Source organism: Shewanella sp. GD04112 (genome assembly GCF_029835735.1).
Classification (GTDB): domain Bacteria; phylum Pseudomonadota; class Gammaproteobacteria; order Enterobacterales; family Shewanellaceae; genus Shewanella.
The window spans coordinates 3826809-3845712 of sequence record NZ_JAOEAL010000001.1 but is presented as its reverse complement, the minus strand read 5'-3'; the positions used below and the strand labels follow the sequence as shown (position 1 = coordinate 3845712).

At 49.5% G+C, this 18904-nt stretch carries 21 protein-coding genes; 17 read left to right on the top strand and 4 right to left on the bottom strand.

Annotated elements, in window-relative coordinates; translation table 11 throughout:
• The first annotated feature begins 43 nt into the window (after positions 1-43).
• The 12 genes from cobT to N7386_RS16970 all read left to right on the top strand — a co-directional run bounded on the left by cobT (position 44) and on the right by N7386_RS16970 (position 10166).
• Positions 44-1096, top strand: coding sequence for a nicotinate-nucleotide--dimethylbenzimidazole phosphoribosyltransferase (gene cobT / locus N7386_RS17025; protein WP_279769893.1), 1053 nt, complete (start codon positions 44-46; stop codon positions 1094-1096).
• 95 nt (positions 1097-1191) lie between these two features.
• Positions 1192-1980: an adenosylcobinamide-GDP ribazoletransferase gene (locus N7386_RS17020; protein WP_011621638.1), complete on the top strand. Its 789-nt coding sequence runs from the start codon at positions 1192-1194 to the stop codon at positions 1978-1980.
• Entirely contained in the window at positions 1977-2579 is a 603-nt protein-coding gene (gene cobU / locus N7386_RS17015; protein WP_279769891.1) for a bifunctional adenosylcobinamide kinase/adenosylcobinamide-phosphate guanylyltransferase, read from the top strand. The genes N7386_RS17020 and cobU overlap by 4 nt, the downstream gene beginning before the upstream one ends.
• A gap of 87 nt (positions 2580-2666) precedes the next feature.
• Positions 2667-4292: a cobyric acid synthase gene (locus N7386_RS17010; protein ID WP_279769889.1), complete on the top strand. Its 1626-nt coding sequence runs from the start codon at positions 2667-2669 to the stop codon at positions 4290-4292.
• A 28-nt stretch (positions 4293-4320) separates the two neighbouring features.
• Entirely contained in the window at positions 4321-4956 is a 636-nt protein-coding gene (cobO, locus tag N7386_RS17005) for a cob(I)yrinic acid a,c-diamide adenosyltransferase (protein ID WP_279769887.1), read from the top strand.
• 148 nt (positions 4957-5104) lie between these two features.
• Positions 5105-6142 (top strand): DUF2235 domain-containing protein, encoded by a 1038-nt coding sequence (locus N7386_RS17000; protein ID WP_279769885.1) that lies wholly within the window; start codon positions 5105-5107, stop codon positions 6140-6142.
• A 15-nt stretch (positions 6143-6157) separates the two neighbouring features.
• On the top strand, positions 6158-6982 hold the full coding sequence (locus N7386_RS16995; protein WP_249556110.1) for a cobalamin-binding protein: 825 nt from the start codon (positions 6158-6160) through the stop codon (positions 6980-6982).
• An 80-nt stretch (positions 6983-7062) separates the two neighbouring features.
• Entirely contained in the window at positions 7063-7617 is a 555-nt protein-coding gene (locus N7386_RS16990; RefSeq protein ID WP_279769882.1) for an ATP-binding protein, read from the top strand.
• 10 nt (positions 7618-7627) lie between these two features.
• Positions 7628-8023, top strand: coding sequence for a GNAT family N-acetyltransferase (locus tag N7386_RS16985; RefSeq protein ID WP_279769880.1), 396 nt, complete (start codon positions 7628-7630; stop codon positions 8021-8023).
• 44 nt (positions 8024-8067) lie between these two features.
• Positions 8068-8451, top strand: coding sequence for an MAPEG family protein (locus N7386_RS16980; RefSeq protein ID WP_011718077.1), 384 nt, complete (start codon positions 8068-8070; stop codon positions 8449-8451).
• 711 nt (positions 8452-9162) lie between these two features.
• Positions 9163-9387, top strand: coding sequence for a hypothetical protein (locus N7386_RS16975; RefSeq protein ID WP_279769877.1), 225 nt, complete (start codon positions 9163-9165; stop codon positions 9385-9387).
• 440 nt (positions 9388-9827) lie between these two features.
• Positions 9828-10166, top strand: a complete 339-nt coding sequence (locus N7386_RS16970; RefSeq protein WP_279769875.1) for a carbon starvation protein CstA — start codon at positions 9828-9830, stop codon at positions 10164-10166.
• A 55-nt stretch (positions 10167-10221) separates the two neighbouring features.
• On the opposite strand, the gene N7386_RS16965 is transcribed toward N7386_RS16970, so the two are convergent.
• The 4 genes from N7386_RS16965 to pyrC form a co-directional block, all read right to left on the bottom strand.
• A complete protein-coding gene (locus N7386_RS16965) occupies positions 10222-10515 on the bottom strand; it encodes a DUF3144 domain-containing protein (protein WP_011621652.1) in 294 nt (97 codons plus the stop codon).
• Between the two features lie 246 nt (positions 10516-10761).
• Positions 10762-11118 carry a nuclear transport factor 2 family protein gene (locus N7386_RS16960; protein ID WP_279771050.1) on the bottom strand — a complete coding sequence of 119 codons (357 nt, stop codon included), beginning with the start codon at positions 11116-11118 and terminating at the stop codon, positions 10762-10764.
• A gap of 160 nt (positions 11119-11278) precedes the next feature.
• Positions 11279-12325, bottom strand: a complete 1047-nt coding sequence (locus N7386_RS16955) for a hypothetical protein (protein ID WP_279769872.1) — start codon at positions 12323-12325, stop codon at positions 11279-11281.
• Positions 12326-12455: 130 nt separating this feature from the next.
• The gene (gene pyrC / locus N7386_RS16950) at positions 12456-13487 is read right to left on the bottom strand and encodes a dihydroorotase (RefSeq protein ID WP_023269013.1); all 1032 of its coding nucleotides are present in this window, start codon (positions 13485-13487) and stop codon (positions 12456-12458) included.
• A gap of 370 nt (positions 13488-13857) precedes the next feature.
• Here pyrC and N7386_RS16945 point away from each other — a divergent pair, with 370 nt between their 5' ends.
• The 5 genes from N7386_RS16945 (at position 13858) to N7386_RS16925 (ending at position 18854) form a co-directional block, all read left to right on the top strand.
• Positions 13858-15120: an HlyD family efflux transporter periplasmic adaptor subunit gene (locus N7386_RS16945; RefSeq protein WP_279769869.1), complete on the top strand. Its 1263-nt coding sequence runs from the start codon at positions 13858-13860 to the stop codon at positions 15118-15120.
• 95 nt (positions 15121-15215) lie between these two features.
• Entirely contained in the window at positions 15216-15491 is a 276-nt protein-coding gene (locus N7386_RS16940; RefSeq protein ID WP_279769867.1) for a hypothetical protein, read from the top strand.
• A 98-nt stretch (positions 15492-15589) separates the two neighbouring features.
• Positions 15590-16330 (top strand): ABC transporter ATP-binding protein, encoded by a 741-nt coding sequence (locus tag N7386_RS16935; protein WP_011621658.1) that lies wholly within the window; start codon positions 15590-15592, stop codon positions 16328-16330.
• An 8-nt stretch (positions 16331-16338) separates the two neighbouring features.
• Positions 16339-17643, top strand: a complete 1305-nt coding sequence (locus N7386_RS16930; RefSeq protein ID WP_279769865.1) for an ABC transporter permease — start codon at positions 16339-16341, stop codon at positions 17641-17643.
• A gap of 11 nt (positions 17644-17654) precedes the next feature.
• The gene (locus N7386_RS16925) at positions 17655-18854 is read left to right on the top strand and encodes an FtsX-like permease family protein (protein ID WP_279769864.1); all 1200 of its coding nucleotides are present in this window, start codon (positions 17655-17657) and stop codon (positions 18852-18854) included.
• Positions 18855-18904 lie beyond the last annotated feature (50 nt).

Genomic DNA, 18904 nt, shown 5'->3' with positions numbered 1-18904 from the left:
CAGCGGATCTATCATTGGATTCGACATTGCCACTGGAGTGTGAATGCCTCAATCTGTCCCGTTATTTCAAATCGAGCCTGTGAGTAAAGCGCAGAATCAACTCATCCAGCAAAAGATCGATCTTAAGACTAAGCCGCCCGGCGCTCTGGGGCAGTTAGAGTCCTTGGCGCTGCAAATTGCCCGCATTCAAGGACCGCAGCAATTACAGATAGTTAATCCGACCATGTTGGTGTTTGCTGGAGATCATGGGATTGCTGCCGAAGGCGTGTCGATTGCCCCGAGTGAAGTCACGCGGCAGATGGTGCAAAACTTTGCCCATGGCGGCGCGGCCATCAATGTGTTTTGTCGTCAGTTAGGCTTCAATCTCGAAGTGATTGATTGCGGTATTTTAACCCCAGTTGAAGATGCCGAAGGCATTATCGACCAACGCCTTGGTGCGGGAACGGCAGCGATTCACCTAGAGCCAGCCATGACGTTAGCCTGCGTGGATAAGGGCTTTGCCATGGCGCAGGCGTTAATCGAGCGTCACCATCAGGCGGGCTGTAATTTGGTCGCCTTTGGTGAGATGGGCATAGGCAATACTTCGTCTGCGGCGGCAATTATGGCGGTCATTATGCAACTCGATGTGGCCGACTGTGTTGGCCGTGGTACGGGCATCAATAGCGAAACCTTAGAGCGTAAACAGATGCTTATCGAACTCGCGCTGCTGTTACACCAGAGTGCGATGACTGGGCCTCGGCAAGTGCTGGCCTGTTTGGGTGGCTTTGAAATTGTGCAAATGACGGGAGCCATGCTCGCCGCAGCCGAGCGCAAGATGCTGGTCGTGGTGGATGGTTTTATTGCGACCGCAGCGGCTTTGGTTGCCGTGAATATCAACGCGAATGTGCGGGATTATTTGATTTTTGCCCACCGCTCCGAGGAGCAAGGTCATCAGCGTATGTTGGAACATTTAAAGGCTAAGCCCTTGTTATCTTTAGGGCTGAGATTAGGCGAAGGCACGGGCGCTGCCTTGGCATTGCCGTTAATTCAAGCCGCTGTAAATTTTTACAATCAAATGGCGAGTTTTAGTGATGCGGGGATTGAGGCTGTTGTATGATGTGCGCTGCTAAGTGGCTTATTTAAAATAATAACTTTTAGCTGACCTTTTAATCTTAAACCTTGCAGCAAGTGTTAATTCACTAAGGATGCTTTATGTCAGAACGCGAAAGCTGGCACAAAGAGATAGATTTGTTTTTAGTGGCCATGGGCTATTTTACTCGCATTCCTATGCCCAAATGGGTTGAGGTCGATGCCGACAAACTCAATAAAGCCAGCCGTTACTTTGGCTTAGTGGGCCTGCTGGTGGGGCTACTCAGTGCCATCGTATTTTGGCTCACCCAAAACTGGTTGCCCGCCGGCGTGTCTGTGCTGCTGTCTATGGTCACGGGCGTGCTGTTAACGGGCGGTTTTCACGAGGACGGTTTAGCCGATACCTTCGATGGTTTCGGTGGTGGTTGGACGGCGGAAGACAAGCTGCGGATCATGAAAGACTCTCGCCTAGGGAGCTACGGCGCCTTGGCTTTGATGCTCGTCCTGATGCTCAAGTGGCAATTGTTAGTGGAACTCGCGCTGTATGATCCTGTAGTTGCAGGCTCGGCGATGATAGTCGCCCATACTGTGAGCCGCGTAGTTGCTGCTAGCCTTATCTTTACTGAGAAATATGTGCGCGACGATGAGTCCAGTAAATCCAAGCCGTTAGCGCAGCATCAAGGCATTAATGAACTGTTTATTTTGATTGCCAGCGGCGTGTTAGTGCTGCTAGTGCTCAAGGGCATTGCCGCGCTGTCACTGTTATTGGTGATGATAGGTCTACGCCGTTTGATTGTGGTGATTTTTAGACGCCAAATCGGCGGCTACACGGGCGATACCTTAGGCGCGGCGCAGCAGATCTGCGAAATCGTCTGTTACTTCGTGCTGCTCGTTGTGGGTAGCATACTGTGATCCATTTAGTGCTAGGCGGCGCACGTAGCGGTAAGAGTCGCTACGGCGAAGCCTTAGTGCGCCAGTATACCGCCCTCGGATTCGATGCCTGCTATCTGGCGACCGCACAGGCGCTCGATGCCGAAATGAGCCGTCGCATTCGTTTACATCAGGATGGACGTGCCAAGGATGATATCGACTGGCAACTCGTCGAAGAACCCTTGGCATTAACCGCTAAGCTCAAACACTTAGCCAAACCTGGCCGAGTGATTCTGGTGGATTGTTTAACGCTTTGGCTCACCAATCAATTACTTGCACAAAGCCCCGAGGCAGAGCCCGCTTCAACGGAATCGGACTTTGCCTTGGATTTTGCCCGCTCTCGCCATGAACCTTTAGAACACTGGCGACAGCAGCGCGCCGATTTTATCCAGACCTTAAGTACCCTTGAGGGCGTAGTGATTTTAATCAGCAATGAGGTCGGCTCTGGCATTGTGCCCTTGGGCGAATTGAGTCGTCAGTTTGTCGATGAGGCTGGTTGGTTAAATCAGGCCGTTGCCGAGGTGGCGGATAATGTGACCTTAGTGGTGGCGGGTCTACCACTGGTGCTTAAATCGAGTTAAGACAAAGTATTGTCGACGCATTCTTAGGAAGGGAGCGAACCGATTCCCCTTTAGTTTATTTTCCTCTGTTGAGTGATGTTCTTGCCCATGAATTCAAATAACGCCTCTAATCCTACTTCGGCCTTGTCGCAAAACCAGTTTCAAGGTGTTGTAAGCCAAAGTGAAGCTCAGCACTCAGGCGTAAAAGTGCTTATGGTGCAGGGGACAACCTCGGATGCGGGCAAAAGTACGTTGGTGGCGGGGATTTGTCGTCTGCTCGCCCGTGAGGGGGTTAAGGTCGCGCCTTTTAAACCACAGAATATGGCGCTCAACAGCGCAGTCACCATTGATGGAGGCGAGATTGGCCGCGCTCAGGCGCTGCAAGCTGCAGCCTGTTTTCTCGCGCCGCACACGGATTTTAATCCCATCCTGCTTAAGCCAAGTTCGGACACGGGCGCGCAGATCATAGTGCACGGCAAAGCCTTGACCACCTTAGAGGCCTCGGCCTTTTTCGGAGAAAAATCTAAGGATTATAAAGCCATGGCGCTAAATGCCGTACTGGAATCCTTTGCCCGTTTAAGTCTGCAATATCAAACGATTGTGGTTGAAGGGGCGGGAAGCCCGGCGGAAATTAATCTGCGTGAAGGCGATATCGCCAATATGGGCTTTGCCGAGGCGGTCGACTGCCCGGTGATCATCATTGCCGACATCGATAAAGGCGGGGTATTTGCCCATTTGGTGGGCACCTTAGCGTTATTGTCGCCCTCCGAGCAAGCTAGGGTAAAAGGCTTTGTGATCAATCGTTTTCGTGGCGATATCAGGCTGTTGCAGTCTGGTCTCGATTGGCTCGAGGCCCATACGCAAAAGCCTGTGTTGGGCGTGTTGCCCTATTTGCATGATTTGCATTTAGACGCCGAGGATGCACTTATCGAGTCGCCCACTAAGCAGGCAAAGAGCCGTTTTAAGGTGCGGGTATTAGTGTATCCCCGCACCAGTAATCATACGGATTTTGACCCGCTTAGACTGCACCCCGATATCGATTTTGATTATGTCTCGCTCCAGACTCAGACCTCTGCACAGACGCAGGAGATTGCCGCCGATCTACTGATTTTACCCGGCAGCAAGAATGTCCGAGCGGACTTGGCTTTTCTGCGTGAGCAGGGCTGGGATAAACAAATTGCCAAGCATTTGCGCTACGGCGGTAAGCTGCTGGGGATTTGCGGCGGCTATCAAATGTTGGGTGAAAGCATTGCCGATCCCATGGGGATTGAAGACACGCTCGGCGTGAGCCAAGGGCTGGGATATTTACCCATTACCACCGAATTTAAGGCTGAAAAACAGCTACGTAGGGTCACAGGCCATTTAGCGCTGCAAGGGCAACAAGTAGAGGTGAAGGGCTATGAGATCCACTGCGGTGAGTCCCTATATCTCACGTCCAGTGATGCCGCCAAGAGTGCGCCATTACGCTTGAAAAGTGAGAGTGCTTGCGACCAACTGGCAGAAAAGTCTTTTGCCGATGGCAGTTTAAGTGACGACGGGCAAGTGCTCGGCAGCTATTTACATGGGTTATTCGACAGTCCAGAGGCCTGTCAGCTAGTCCTTAACTGGGCGGGGTTGGAAAATGCTCAAGCGATTGATATCAATGAAATTCGCGAACAACAGCTGGACCGTTTGGCCGATGTATTAGCCGAGCACCTCGATATGCAAAAACTCTCATCCATTATAAATGCATAAGTGTTAGCAGTAGGAAGAACAAAAGATCATGACAACAGAAAACGAAAAACAGCTCGACAACGAGCAAGCGCAAATCAAGGCTGAACGCCATAAGGCGCGTCAGCAGAAAGTGAAGGCGGGTGTGGACGCTAAAATTGCCGCCGCCCAAGAAGAAAAAGGCATTCTGTTAGTGCTCACAGGTAATGGCAAAGGCAAGTCGACCTCAGGTTTTGGCACGGTTGCCCGCGCGGTCGGCCATGGCAAAAAAGCGGCGGTAGTGCAATTTATCAAGGGCACATGGGAGTGTGGTGAGCGTAATTTGCTTGAAGGTGCAGGCGTGACCTTTCATGTGATGGGCACCGGCTTTACCTGGGAAACCCAAGACAGAGAAAAGGACACAGCCGCCGCCCTCGTGGCGTGGGAAGCCGCCGAAGCCTTACTCCAAGACGAGAGTATTGATTGCCTGATGCTCGATGAACTGACCTATATGGTGAGTTACCATTACCTCGATGTGGAGCGGGTGCTCACGGCGCTGAAAAACCGTCCGCCGATGCAGCATGTGATTATCACTGGCCGTGCTTGCCACCGCGCGATTATCGAACTGGCGGATACGGTCAGCGAAGTGCAACCCATTAAACATGCCTTCGAAGCGGGCATTAAAGCACTGCCGGGATTCGACTATTAAGCCGAGCGGCTAAGGCGGATGGGTGACACCGCGAGCCGCCCTTTAAACCCAATTAGGGCTGTTGTTCCTCGGTAAAATCCGTTAGCGTCTCTATCGTTAGCGTTTTTATTGATAGCGTGAGTAGCATGGGTAACTCAAGGATGATGCGATGAATAAACGTATTGTGATTTGTGCCGACGGTACTTGGAATCGGCCAGAGAAAGACCTTAAGGTGGATTTTCCCACCAATGTGCTGCGTCTAGCGCGGGCTATCAGCCCGATGGCGGCCGATGGTAAACCTCAGCAGGTGTTTTACGACTGGGGCGTTGGTTCTTACTACGATCAAGCCATCGGCGGCGCGACGGGGCGTGGGCTGCATAAAAACATCATGGATGGTTACCGCTACATAGTGCAGAACTACTCCCCCGGTGATGAGATCTATCTGTTTGGCTTTAGCCGAGGCGCTTACACAGTGCGCTGTTTGTGTGGCCTGATCAATAATTGCGGTATCCTCAAGCGCCCCGATGCGAGGCTGATTCAACAAGCCTTTGACCACTATAAAAAAAGCAGCGCACCCTTTGCCCCAAGCGGCGATAAATCCGTTGAATTTAGACAAAAGCATAGCCACGAATCGCGGGAGATTAAGTTTGTCGGCGTGTGGGATACGGTGGGCGCCATGGGGATCCCGATTTCGTTCCTCGGCTTATTCGAAGATAAAGACGAGTTTTACGACACTAAGATTGGCCGTAATGTGCGGGTTGCCCGCCATGCTTTAGCAATAGACGAACACCGCAGCGACTTTGAACCCACGATTTGGCAATTGCGCGACAATATGGATATGCAGCAGGTCTGGTTTGCCGGTGCCCATAGCAATATTGGTGGCAGCTATCAGCCGGATAAGGATGGCTCGCTACTGTCGGATAATGCGCTCGCGTGGATGATGGCCGAGGCTGAGCGGTTTAATTTGAGCTTAGAGCCGCACCTAGCGGCGAGTTTACACCCTAATCCTTTGGCAACCTTACACGACTCGCGCCGCAGTTTTTACCGAATTAAGCAATCCTATTTGCGCCCAATTGACCCTAACGTCGCGCCCGTGTTGCTGCATCGCTCGGTAAAAACCCGCTGGGATCAAGACCCTAAATATCGGCCTAAAAACCTGCAGACCTACCTTGAGCAGTACGGCTGGCCAGAAGAATTCATCGATTAAATCATAAGGAACATCATGTTAATGCGACGCTTTATTGCCCTCGGCCTGAGCTTGGCGCTGTTACCCATAGTGGCGATGGCCGAGCCTGCAAAACGTATTATTGCGCTTTCGCCCCATGCGGTTGAAATGCTCTACGCCATCGGCGCGGGGGAGTCGATTGTGGCCGCGACAGATTATGCGGATTATCCCGAAGCGGCGAAAAAAATCCCCAGTATCGGTGGTTACTATGGGATCCAGATTGAGCGGGTATTAGAGCTTAATCCTGATCTGATTGTGGTGTGGGACACGGGCAATAAAGCCGAGGATATAAATCAACTCAAAAACTTAGGTTTTAAACTCTATAGCAGCTCCCCAAAGACGCTTGAGGATGTCGCCAAAGAAATTGAGGAGTTAGGTGAGCTGACAGGGCACACAGAGCAGGCGAGTCGAGTGGCGGCGGATTATCGCAGTGAGCTGCTGCGATTACGTAGCGAGAATGCGGCTAAATCCGAGCCAAAGGTGTTTTATCAGCTGTGGTCGACGCCTTTAATGACGGTCGCGAAAAATAGTTGGATCCAGCAAATCATCGGTGTTTGCCATGGCAAAAATGTTTTCTACGATGCGGCGAGTGATTACCCGCAGGTGAGTTTAGAGAACGTGTTGCTGACCTTGCCCGAGGTGATTTTACAGAGCGAAGAGGAAGGCAATGTCAAAGGGATAGATTGGAGCCAATGGGCCGAAATCCCCGCGGTTAAAAACCAGCATATTTATCAATTAAATGCCGATTTATTACACCGCGCGACACCCAGAGCGTTACTCGGAGTAAAAGCCGTATGTGATGCCTTGGATAAAGCGCGTTAGCTAAAGCGTGTAACTAAAGTGCGTAATTAAAGCGCGTTAATAGTCTATTGCAGCAGGGAATGCGCGTAAGGGGGATAAAGATGTCGACATCAATCAATGTCAGTGTAGATATCAGTTCAGGCGCCAATTCAGAAATCAGTGATAAGGGCACACTCGTGCTGCTGTGCGGCAAGATGGGCGCGGGTAAATCGACCTTGGCTCGTGAACTGGCCAAGGGTGAACGCTGCGTGCTCATCAGTGAAGATGAATGGCTATCGACTTTATATCCTAATGAAATTAAAGACTTTGATGCCTATATTCATTACGCCGCTCGCCTAAAACCGCTACTGAAGCGCCATATTGAGGCACTGCTGCTGGCCGGATTAACTGTGGTCATGGATTTTCCTGCCAATACTCTGAATCAAAGGCGTTGGTTGCTGGGCTTGAGTCTCGATACGGGGGCGGCCCATCGACTGATTTACCTAAAACACAGCGATGAGTTATGTCTGAGTCGCCTTGCCCTGCGCCGCCAAGCAGAGCCAGAACGCGCCCAGTTCGATACCGAAGCCGTGTACTGGCATGTGAGCAGTTTCTTTCAAGCGCCCACGGAAGAAGAGGGCCTTAATATTGAAATCCTTGAGTCATCAGACTGTTGAGTAATGAACTATGTATCAAGTGATAGAGCAAGTGGCGTCGGTTGACGATTTTATCCGTTTACGGCAGATTTCGGGCCTAAGTCCTCGACCCTTGGCGGGCGTCGTTAAGGCGCTGCCAAATAGCTTATACGGCGTGCAAATTAACTGTGGAACCCAAACCGTGGGTATGGGGCGGGTTGTGGGGGATGGGGCGATTAACTTTGAGATCGTCGATGTGGCTGTGGATCCTGAGCATCAAGGCAAGGGGCTTGGCCGATTGATTATGCAGCATATTATGGCCTACCTAGACCGTGAGGCTTTTACGGGGGCTTATATCACCTTAATGGCCGATGTACCTGAACTCTATGAAAAATTTGGTTTTAAATTCAGTCGTCCCGCCAGCGAAGGCATGTATCTGGTGAAATAGGTGCAGGCCTGCATACACAACAAAAACAATAGGATCCCTTAAAGATGAACACGTTACTGATTTGCTTATTTATCGCTATGTTATTGCCGTATTTGGCCAAAGGCCCAGTCGCATGGGCAATGGCCAAAGCCGGCGGTTATGATAATCATCATCCGCGAACTCAACAGGCGCAATTAACCGGATTTGGTGCGCGGGCACTGGCTGGGCATCAAAACGCCTTCGAATCCTTACTGATTTTTGGTTTGGCCGTAGTGACAGTTATCGCCACGGGCAAAGTCACTGCGACTGCTGAGTGGTTGGCGGTTGTGCATATTGTCGCGCGGGTGGCGTATCAGATCTTGTATCTACTGAATAAAGGCACATTACGTTCACTGTCTTGGTTTGTGGCGATTTTCAGCGCCTTTGGGGTCTTCTTCCAAGCGTTTTAACGGCCAGGTGTGAGTTTACAGTGATGTGAGTCTCTAAGACCGAAGGAGTTGAGATGAGAGTGATGGATACTGAGAATCGAGCCTGGTTTTTGTTTGAACATGAGGGCGAACTTTATCTGGATGCCAACTGCAGTATGAGTGCATTTGGTTATCACTACTTGATCCCATTAAAATAACAGGAATCTGCGCGCTATCGTGAGATGGGGCGAGAATACTTAACGCAACTCGTCTATGACATTCATTATTCGGTGCCGATTGCTGAAAACAGCCGCTCAATTTATCGAGGCAGAGATCAATCCAGAGAGTTTGAACCCTTAACTCGTCGTGCAATCCAGCTATGGCGAGAAAGGGTTTCTCCAACAACTTAATACAGCACTCTAGCTTAGGCTTGGCTTGCTGTGTCAAAAATCACAGTTGATGAATTTATCGTCGACTTTCTGACATTAGTTAAGCAGTACATGATTTATTGTCACTTAAAAATCTATGTCAAATAATCGCTCATTTTTAATGGTTAATCGCCAATTTTGACGGTTAGAAGCTGACTTTGGACTCAAATAGCTAAATTGATGTAATTAAAGGTTTTTGTGTTTTTGTATCCTATTGAATAATGGTGGTAATTTGACAATTTCAAGCCATTAAATTGACAGTTTTCTTTATGAAAAACCTCAGTTATATTGCAGTTGTTGATACAATTGTTGAGGTTTAAAAACCATGTTACGTCTAATGACCTATGGCATTGTCGCCTTTGCATCTTGGTTTATTTATCAGGATGTTTCCGACCATTTTGGAATGGAGACCTTTGATAAGGTCTTGGTGGAGAATGTGCAACATAAGGTAGAGGCTCGAAAGGCAAAAGCGGCGGCGGAGCAATATGCTCAGCAACTGAAGCGTCAGGCTGCTGTCGACTGCCAAACGACAAACGCATGCACTCAATAACGGCGATGTATCATCTTTGTTCTTGCTGCGCATAAGTAAGAAGCTGTTCGCCACAGTGTCAGACTAGAGGGGCAAATAATCCTATTTGCCCCTCTTGGGCTTATCAGCCTTAATTTGCTGAGTTGCCCTGCGAAAACCAGCCAACAATCCTCTTGGTTAATCACGGTTTCTGTTTTACTTCCGCACATTATCGATTCCTACTTAAGCTTATTTTCCGTAAACGTTGGCACAGTCTTGAGTCGATAAGAATCAAAGCGATGGAGCCGAGCAAACTACGAGCTTAGTTTGCGAAAATGGCATATCTCAAATTAGTCTGTGAAGACGAATCTTGAACGAAGTGGAACTTTAGCGATGGGGTAGAAGCTAATACCAAAAACCGCTAGATTTAGCTGCTCGCTCACTTGGGTGAGTATGTGCAGGTTTTATATTTAAGGATGAAGATGAGAACGCTACAGCTTTTTGGATTTATGCTGACGGTTGCTGGAATTATTCTAGCGATTGTTATGTTCGCGCCTGTAGATAGTGAAATCTCGGAAGCCTCCGCTGGCGCGAGCGGTTTAGGATTCCTATTTATGGTATTACCTATGCTGGGCTGCTCGGCATTGATGCTGGTGCCTTCTTCAACGGTATTGTTTTTCCACGACGTTAGAAGACGCACTTATTTCACTGGCCATTTCTGGTTAAATCTCTGGAGAGTGAATCTGATGATTTCCCTTGGATATATTGCCCTAGTGCTTTACTTGGCTTTTGTATGGCTAAAGGCTAGCAGTGGTCATTAGAAAGTCATAATTAACACGCCCCAATCACTTTTCGCATGGGGCGTATTATCACTGATTACTTTTGTGTGGCGCGGTAGTGGTCGAAGTTTTCGATATAGTCTTCGAGATTGGCGTCAATCATCTCTTTGTAGCGCTCGATATAGTAATCCATCATTTCCTGTTTTTTGGCCTGCATTTGTTCTTTGGATTCAAAGCTGGTGGAGCCAAACCAAGCGTTGTAGCGGGCGACGGCCCACATAAAGGAAGCGCTGACCTCACCGGTTTGGATCTCGGTGTTTTGGTTTTGCTGGTTCGCGAGCTTAATCATCTCGGTGGCACGTTCGTAAAAGGCTTGTTGGTTATCAGACATCAGCAATTCCTATTGTTGGGCAAAGTGAAGAGGGCGTTGAGTGCATCGCCCTTTTAATAACCCTAAGGCATTTTGTGGTTGAGGGACAGTCGTGTGCTTCACAGAATCCGTTGATATCACACCAAAAGGCGGCGCCGAAATGAAATATGGGATAGGCGTAACATTTTTCACCGCTTTGGCGAGCGCCTTTTCCGATGATGCTTTCTGCTAGGCCATTCAGCTTGATATGACCAGTTAGAGCTCGCCCTAGTTAGCGGCAAAGCTCCACATTGCTTGGATAAGGCCATTAGCGACTTCAAAGACCACCATGACTTCAAAAGGCTCCTCGCGGATGCCGCAGATCCGTTCGTGATCGACCACCTTATTGCCGACCACCATACGATTTAGGATCTCGGCGTGCAGATGCGGCAAGTTAAAGCGTTCATTCTGATAGAAATCACTAAAGGCAGCCTTGCCTCGGATCACGGGCTCTGTGGCGGGTGGGCGGTAGATACAAACATCGTCGCTAAAGAGCGCCACAAAGCTTGCAAGGTCGCGTTGGTTATAGGCGACTAACTGGGCTTGCACTAAGGCTTCGGCTGTTTGTTCTGCTATCTGGGGCATTTGCTGGCTCAAGCTATCTTCCTTCAAAATAGGGGCAGAGTCTGATAAGAGACGTTAGCCCGACAAGATTAACGGGAAAGGGCTTTTCTAACGCTTATTATCGTTATCTCAGCCTGCTTTCCCGCTATCGCGATTAATGATGAATTTATATTAAATTTTATTATTCCAATAGCTTAAGCTGCGTTTGCCCCCAAGGTGTGGCAAAGGGCATGGCTTCTTGTGGGGTTAAGGTAAACTCCTGTTCACAACCATCGCCACGGGGCATTTCCCAAAACTTAATCCCATTCGCCTCGAGGGTGAGTTGAAAATACCCAGAGCCGTCGGCACTTGGGCATTCAGCAGCTGGGACTGCATTGGCAAACAGCTTTTCCTTAAGTGCAGGTGGGAGCTGATAACTCATGCTTTCTGGCAAGGTTTGTGTTGGCTTATCGGCGATAAACCACTGCCACGGATGGAAGGGTTTACCATCGGCGAGGGAGAAGCTAACAAACTCTTGGCTGATCCCATTGGCGCCAAAACCCGCCGCCCAGCGATATAAGCGCACGCTGAGCCAATGCTGATTGAGGAAAATCGGTTCTGCATAGGTTTCATCGGCCACAAAATGGCCCATTTGCGACAACATTCTGCGGCGCGTGTCAAAGGTTTGTGCTAGCTGAGTATCATCGGTGAGCTTTTTCTCAAGCCACTGATTAATGGCGGGAATGCCTTTTTGTGGGCCGTTAAATTCGATGCCGACTTCTGTGCCATAGGTCAGTGGACGGTATTCAATGGTTTGAAAAGCTTGCCATTTTCCACGGCTCAGTGAAGGCTTGGTTTCAAGCAGCAAATTGTAGGCATCGGCGCTGCAGTCATCCTGATTATCGGGGCTGAGTTGGCGCTCAAGCTTTATGGGTAAGGATTTGCCTGAATTGTCTTTAAACCAATGGCCGTTGAGTTGCTGCGCCGTCGCGCTATCGAACTGCCAGTTTCCAGTATTGTTTTCTTCTTTCCAAATACCGTTTTGCAGATCGAGCTGTATTGGGGTTAGGTAGCGTTGATAGTAATAACTGCCGCTGCCGTATTGGTTAAAGCAGACTCTAATACTGCTTTTACCCAGCGTGCCCTGCCAAATCCCTGAGAGTTCATCGGCGGCAAGAGTGCTAAAAGGTAGCGTAGTGGCAAGCAATAGGCTTGAGGACAACAGCGTTAGTAACTTCCGTGTATTCATGTTTTTCTCTTAAAAGATAATCGCTTATGGAGTTATTTACTGGTTATAAAAAAGTCGCCTTAAGGCGACTCTTAACGGTGTCGAGCTTGATAAACAGCAGGCTAACCGTTTATCGCCTCAAAAGGCCTGTTTATTCGACCTGCCAATCGATTTGTTCGCCGGCGCGAATTGGCACAACGTTGTTGTCGCCAAGTGGGTAACTGACGGGCACATCCCAAGATTTTTTCACTAGGGTGATGGTATCGCTGTTGCGGGGCAGATTGTAAAAATCTGGGCCGTTGAAGCTGGCAAAGGCTTCTAATTTATCCAGCGCATTGACCGATTCAAAGGCTTCGGCGTACAGCTCAATGGCCGCATGGGCAGTATAAGAACCCGCGCAGCCACAGGCGGCTTCTTTACGATCTTTAGCGTGTGGCGCAGAGTCGGTACCGAGGAAGAACTTCTTATTGCCACTGGCCGCGGCGCCTAACAGCGCTTGCTGGTGGGTATTGCGCTTTAAAATCGGCAGGCAATAGAAATGCGGACGAATACCGCCAGCCAACATGTGGTTGCGGTTATAGAGCAAGTGGTGCGCGGTGATCGTGGCAGCAACGTTGTCAGATGCTTGAGTCACGAAATCGACCGCATCCTTAGTGGTGATATGCTCGAGAACGATTTTAAGCTTAGGGAAATCGGCCACGATCTTGCTGAGGATATTCTCAATAAATACGCGCTCACGGTCGAAAATATCAATCGATGAATCAGTCACTTCACCATGCACTAGGAACAACATGCCCACTTCCTGCATCGCTTCGAGGGCGGGGTAGATGTTCTTCAAATCGGTCACGCCAGAATCCGAGTTGGTGGTCGCGCCTGCTGGATAGAGTTTAGCGGCAACGATTTTGCCCGAGGCTTTGGCTTTACGGATTTCTTCTGGGCTGGTTTTGTCGGTGAGGTACAACACCATTAAGGGTTCAAATTGCGAGCCTGCTGGCACTTGCGCCTTGATACGATCGTAATAAGCCAAGGCGGTTTCGGTATCGATAGCGGGAGGAACCAGATTAGGCATCACGATAGCGCGGCCCATATAGCGGCTGATATCGCGAACCGTGTCTTTTAATTGTGCGCCGTCTCTTAGGTGAATGTGCCAGTCGTCAGGACGAGTAATAGTGAGTGTTGTCATAGGGCGATTCATCTTGTTGAATGTTTCTGCTGCGAGGGTGGCAGGATCTTATGTGGCAAGGATTTAGCTGTAAAGGGAAACTCAGCCATTTCACCAATAAAAGTGTTAACGCATGTTGAGTGTCCGCACTCCGTCTTACTCCTATGTTCACAAACCGCTTTTCAGCGGACACTTTCGCGAAAACCAGCGGACACTTTTTAATAAAGCCCTCGGTGTCCGCGGACACTTTTATCTTCAATTCTACCTAACATGCTGAAAATAAATGTTTTAATGAAATTGGCATAGGCGTTGCTATTACTGGATATCGATTTTTAATAGTGTCCGTAGCGATGGGCCTATCCAGCCCTCCGACAGGGAAGCGAGAAACGCCATGATTAAAGATACCAGCGGCCAAGATAAAGTCCTTGTGCCATCGACCGCAAAACGCCTCAAGTTGCCTCTGATGATTGGCGGCTGCACCTTACTCGTCAGCGCCTTAGTGTGGGCCAGTTTTGGTAGCGATAAAGTCAGCCAGTCCATCAGCCGTAGCGAGCTCACCACCGCTACTTTATATGTTGGCACACTCACTCGAGATGTGGCCACCACGGGCAAAATTGTTGCCGCCAATGCGCCGATCCTCTACAGCACCGAAGAAGGCACTGTGACGTTACTGAGCAACCCAGGGGATAGCGTCAGCAAAGGTGATGTGGTCGCAAAGCTGGAGAGTCCAAGATTAACCAATCAATTAGAGCAGGCGAAATCACTATTGGCGGGATTAGAGAGCGCCCTTGAGCGTGCCAAGCTAGACGCCAGACGTAACCAATTACAAGTCAATCAAACCTTAGACATGGCCTCGGTCGATTTGGAAGCCGCCGATCGGGAGAGCCGCCGTGGGGATTTATTGATCCAATCTAAACTGATCAGCCAAATCGACTATGAGAAGGGCAAGGACGATCTGCACAAGGCAAAACTCAAATTTAAGCATGCGGAGCAGGAAGTGGCCTTAACCAAGGATACCTTAACCTTTGAGGTGAAAAACAAGGCCTTGGAAGTTGAGCGTCAGAGTCTGGCGGTAAAAGAGCTTGAGCGTCAGGTCGATGCCTTAAATATCAAGGCGCCGGTGAGCGGCATTATTGGTAACTGGTTGACCGAGCAAAAAACGCGTTTAAGCGCCAATCAACCCATCCTGACCGTGGTCGATTTAAGTGCCTATGAGGCCGAGTTGGCAGTGCCTGAATCCTACGCCGACGAGTTAGGACTCGGAATGGAGGTCGAACTGAGCTTCGGTGAAGTCAAACTCATGGGCAAACTATCCTCGATTTCCCCCGAAGTGCGTAACCGTGAGGTGACCGCCAGAGTGCAATTTGTCCAGAGCGAAAGCTTGAAGCTGCGCCAAAATCAGCGGATCTCCGCCAGAGTCTTGCTCGAACACAGGGCGAATGTGTTGATGGTTAAACGCGGTGTCTTTATGACCAGCGGTGGTGGCGATGAGGTTTACCAAGTCGAAGGCGATATTGCTACCCGCCGCGACATTAAGCTCGGCAGCACCAGCATGAGTCAGGTGGAAGTGATCGAAGGCGGTAAAGCGGGTGACGAATGGGTGATCTCCAGTGTTGAGCCCTTCAACCATGCCGAACAGGTCAAAATGCATTGATGACCGATAGTCAAAAATTACTTATTAATCAAATTGATGTAATTAACGCCGCTCTGGCTGAAAAGTCTGCGGCTAAGGTGTACAAGGAGTTCATTATGCGTACTAAAAACGTCGATCTTGGTCTGTTGATGTCATCCAAATTGTTTGGTGTTCTGGCCTTAGCCCTACTGGTCGTGGCGGTTGAGCTGGGCATAGGTGAGGCTAATAGCTGGTTTTTCCTCGGCTTAAATATTTTGGAATGGACGAATCCCCTAGAAGAAGCGCGTCAGGTGGGTGATGTCTCGATGGAAAGTGTGAGCTTTATATTCGCCTGTCTCAATGGGTTTTTCGATGCCTTGAGTGGGTTTGTGATGGGCCGTTTTGCGGGGTAAGGGCTTTGTGTAGCCGTTACCACTTAAAGATAAAGAAATACTGGCGCGTTTTATAAGCCGTTTGCGCGCAAAGATAAAAATTAATCAAGGAAATTAAAATGTTATCAATGAAGAATATCAGTAAGGTTTTTAAAACGGACTTAGTGGAAACCCACGCGCTGCGGGATTTCAACCTTGAGGTGAACGAGGGCGAGTTTGTGGCGGTTACGGGTCCTTCTGGCTCAGGTAAAACCACCTTCTTAAATATCGCTGGCTTGCTCGAAGGCTTCACCCATGGGGATTATTTTTTAGATGGGATTAATGTCTCCAACCTCAGTGATAACAAGAGTGCCGCCGTACGTAACGAGAAGATTGGCTTTATCTTCCAAGGCTTTAACTTGATCCCCGATCTTAACCTCGCGGAAAACATTGAAGTGCCGCTGCGCTACCGTGGTTTTAGTGCCAAGGAGCGTAAACGCCGTGTGGAGCAAGCGTTAGAGCAAGTGGGCTTAGGCGCGCGGATGAAGCATTTGCCGACCCAATTATCCGGCGGTCAGCAGCAAAGGGTGGCGATTGCCCGCGCTTTAGCGGGGGAGCCTCGTTTTCTGCTCGCCGACGAACCTACGGGTAACCTCGACAGTTTAATGGCCCGCCAAGTGATGGAATTATTGGAGAATATTAACCAATCTGGCACCACGATCATCATGGTGACCCACGATCCTGAACTGGCTCGCCGAGCCCAACGCAATATCCAAATTGTCGATGGTCAAGTCTGCGACTTTACCATGTATCAACCTAATGCGGCCCGCAGTGCAAGCCACGGCAGTGTCGATAAACTGGTTGCTAACGCCCAAGGCTAGGAGCGGTTATGTTCTTCTATTACTTAGATTTAGCTTGGCGTAGCATCAAAAAAACGCCCATGTTGTCGGCATTGATGATCATGGCGATTTCCATCGGCATTGGCATCACTATCACCACACTCAATATTTATAAAATGATGTCGATTAACCCTGCGGGGGAGAAATCCGGCCAATTGTTTGCGGTGCAGCTATGGAGCCAAGGTCCAGATGCCTGGGATCGCTTCGATCAACAGATCACCTATCAAGACGGGATGAACTTACTCAAGAGTGATATTCCTAGCCTACAAACACCTATGTTTCGCACGGGCGGCGCGGTGCAAACCGAAGATCCGGCTTTTTTACCCGTGCTGCAATCTCGGGTTAGGGTAACCAATAACGACTTTTTTCCACTGTTTGGCCTTGAGTTTCAATTTGGTCAGGCGTGGGATGACAGTGTCGATAAGGATGCTCGCTACGAAGTGGTGTTGACCGATGAGCTGAATAAAACGCTGTTTGCGGGCCAAAATAGTGTCGGCAAGACGATTTATTTCAATGCTAAGCCCTATCAAGTGGTTGGAGTACTTAAGCCTTGGGAGCCGAGTCCAAACTATTACGACCTTAACAATGGCGCCTTTGGCAATGTGGATACTTTGTTTGTGCCCTACAGCTTAGCGCCGATTGAGGAATATGGCAGTTGGGGGAATACCAACGGTTGGAACTATGAAAGCATCAACACCTATGCACAGCGTTTAACCTCTGAAAAGCATTGGACCCAGTATTGGGTGCAACTGGATACGCCTGAGCAAGTGGCTGAGTACCGTCAGTGGGTACGCCAATATATTGAACAACAAAAGAAATTAGGCCGCTTTAGCTCGCCTAAGGCCGATGTGCAGTTGTCCGATGTTGACCAATGGTTAGCCATCAATAAAGTGGTGCCGGAGGATAACAAGGTGCTGGTGGGCCTGAGTGCACTCTTCTTAATTGTCTGTTTAGTCAATATGTTAGGTCTGTTGCTGTCTAAGTTTTTACGTCGAGCTCCCGAGATTGGTGTGCGCCGCGCCATCGGGGCCAGCCAAGGGCAGATCTTTGCCCAACATATGGTGGAAGTGTCCTTGATGGGGTTATTCGGCGGTTTACTCGGCTTGGCTTGGGCCTGGGGCTCATTGATGCTGCTGACCAAGAAGTTTGATTTGGAGGCGTCTTTAACTCACCTCGATACCAGCATGTGGTTGATAGCGCCAATGATCGCGATTTTGGCGGCTGTGGTGGCTGGCATTTACCCCGCGTGGCGTGTGTGTACGACTAACCCAAGTGTTTATCTTAAGAGCCAATAATCGGGGGCAATATGTTACATATTAAACCTATTCTCAGCAGTTTATTACGCAGTAAAAGCGGCCCCTTGTTGCTGTTATTACAGATCATTTTATCTGTGGCTATCGTCGCGAATGCGAGCTTTATTATCGCCGAGCGTTTGAATTTAATGGCGCGTGATTCGGGGGTTGTTGAAAGCGAAGTTTTCGATTTCAGTATTTATCATTTTGATAAATCGACGGATTTAGTCGCGCAGGATAAACGGGATTTGGAACTTCTGCGTGCGATTCCTGGGGTGATTGATGTTGCGCCCACTTCAATGGCTCCCCTGAGCGGCGGCGGTTGGTCGAGTAACTTTACGCTGGGGCCTGAGGAGCGCGCTAAATCCACGCCCAATACGGGCATGTATATGAGTGATGAGCATTTTATCAACTCCCTAGGGCTGAAGTTAGTCGAAGGACGTAACTTCTATCCCCAGGAGATCACCACAGAGTTGCTGGAAGATGGTGGCAAGATGCTCGTCACTAAAGCCTTTGCCGATAAGGTATGGCCGAATGAAACCGCACTCGGGAAAAGCGTCTATATGGGCACGCAGCACTTTGTGGTGATTGGAGTGCTGGAGCGCTTACAAACGGCGTGGGTGGATAACAAAAACCTGGAGTTTAGCTCAGTGTTGTCGGTGAATTATCCCGCTGACTATAAACGCTATTTAGTGAGAGCTAAGTCGAGCGATATGGCTCGCCTCAAGGAAGTCATTCCCGAGCTGCTGCACAAGGAATATCCGAGCCGCGTGGTCGAAGGTTTTACGACCATGGGAGAGCGCCGTATCGAGGCGTACCGTGACCATGAGTTAATGGCAACCGTACTGACCATGATGGTGGTGTTACTGCTGCTGATCACATCCCTTGGGGTGACAGGCATGGTGATGTTTAATATCCAGCGCCGCACTAAACAGATCGGCACTCGCCGTGCGTTAGGGGCGAAAAAGCGCGATATTATCAGCTACTTCCTCGTAGAGAACTATCTGCTCTGCTTGCTCGGCGGCAGCATTGGTGTGCTGTTAGCGATTCAGCTCGGTCAGCAATTGATGAGCCTCTATAGTCTGCCGATGCTGGAGATAGTCTATCCATTATTGACTGTGGCGGGGCTGTTTGCGGTAACCACTCTTGCGGTGTACTTACCGGCTCGCAAGGCCGCTAAGATTTCTCCGGCGACAGCCACCCGCAGTGTTTAAATAAGTTGAAGGGCATTAAGTGCGATAACAGTAGGATGTTATTGCACTTT

Bases quoted from the DNA above. Each gene is read 5' to 3' on its own strand.
- cobT (WP_279769893.1), top strand. From the start codon at position 44: ATGCCTCAATCTGTCCCGTTATTTCAAATCGAGCCTGTGAGTAAAGCG.
- N7386_RS17020 (WP_011621638.1), top strand. From the start codon at position 1,192: ATGTCAGAACGCGAAAGCTGGCACAAAGAGATAGATTTGTTTTTAGTG.
- N7386_RS17010 (WP_279769889.1), top strand. From the start codon at position 2,667: ATGAATTCAAATAACGCCTCTAATCCTACTTCGGCCTTGTCGCAAAAC.
- cobO (WP_279769887.1), top strand. From the start codon at position 4,321: ATGACAACAGAAAACGAAAAACAGCTCGACAACGAGCAAGCGCAAATC.
- N7386_RS17000 (WP_279769885.1), top strand. From the start codon at position 5,105: ATGAATAAACGTATTGTGATTTGTGCCGACGGTACTTGGAATCGGCCA.
- N7386_RS16995 (WP_249556110.1), top strand. From the start codon at position 6,158: ATGTTAATGCGACGCTTTATTGCCCTCGGCCTGAGCTTGGCGCTGTTA.
- N7386_RS16990 (WP_279769882.1), top strand. From the start codon at position 7,063: ATGTCGACATCAATCAATGTCAGTGTAGATATCAGTTCAGGCGCCAAT.
- N7386_RS16985 (WP_279769880.1), top strand. From the start codon at position 7,628: ATGTATCAAGTGATAGAGCAAGTGGCGTCGGTTGACGATTTTATCCGT.
- N7386_RS16980 (WP_011718077.1), top strand. From the start codon at position 8,068: ATGAACACGTTACTGATTTGCTTATTTATCGCTATGTTATTGCCGTAT.
- N7386_RS16975 (WP_279769877.1), top strand. From the start codon at position 9,163: ATGTTACGTCTAATGACCTATGGCATTGTCGCCTTTGCATCTTGGTTT.
- N7386_RS16970 (WP_279769875.1), top strand. From the start codon at position 9,828: ATGAGAACGCTACAGCTTTTTGGATTTATGCTGACGGTTGCTGGAATT.
- N7386_RS16965 (WP_011621652.1), bottom strand. From the start codon at position 10,515: ATGTCTGATAACCAACAAGCCTTTTACGAACGTGCCACCGAGATGATT.
- N7386_RS16960 (WP_279771050.1), bottom strand. From the start codon at position 11,118: ATGCCCCAGATAGCAGAACAAACAGCCGAAGCCTTAGTGCAAGCCCAG.
- N7386_RS16955 (WP_279769872.1), bottom strand. From the start codon at position 12,325: ATGAATACACGGAAGTTACTAACGCTGTTGTCCTCAAGCCTATTGCTT.
- pyrC (WP_023269013.1), bottom strand. From the start codon at position 13,487: ATGACAACACTCACTATTACTCGTCCTGACGACTGGCACATTCACCTA.
- N7386_RS16945 (WP_279769869.1), top strand. From the start codon at position 13,858: ATGATTAAAGATACCAGCGGCCAAGATAAAGTCCTTGTGCCATCGACC.
- N7386_RS16940 (WP_279769867.1), top strand. From the start codon at position 15,216: ATGCGTACTAAAAACGTCGATCTTGGTCTGTTGATGTCATCCAAATTG.
- N7386_RS16935 (WP_011621658.1), top strand. From the start codon at position 15,590: ATGTTATCAATGAAGAATATCAGTAAGGTTTTTAAAACGGACTTAGTG.
- N7386_RS16930 (WP_279769865.1), top strand. From the start codon at position 16,339: ATGTTCTTCTATTACTTAGATTTAGCTTGGCGTAGCATCAAAAAAACG.
- N7386_RS16925 (WP_279769864.1), top strand. From the start codon at position 17,655: ATGTTACATATTAAACCTATTCTCAGCAGTTTATTACGCAGTAAAAGC.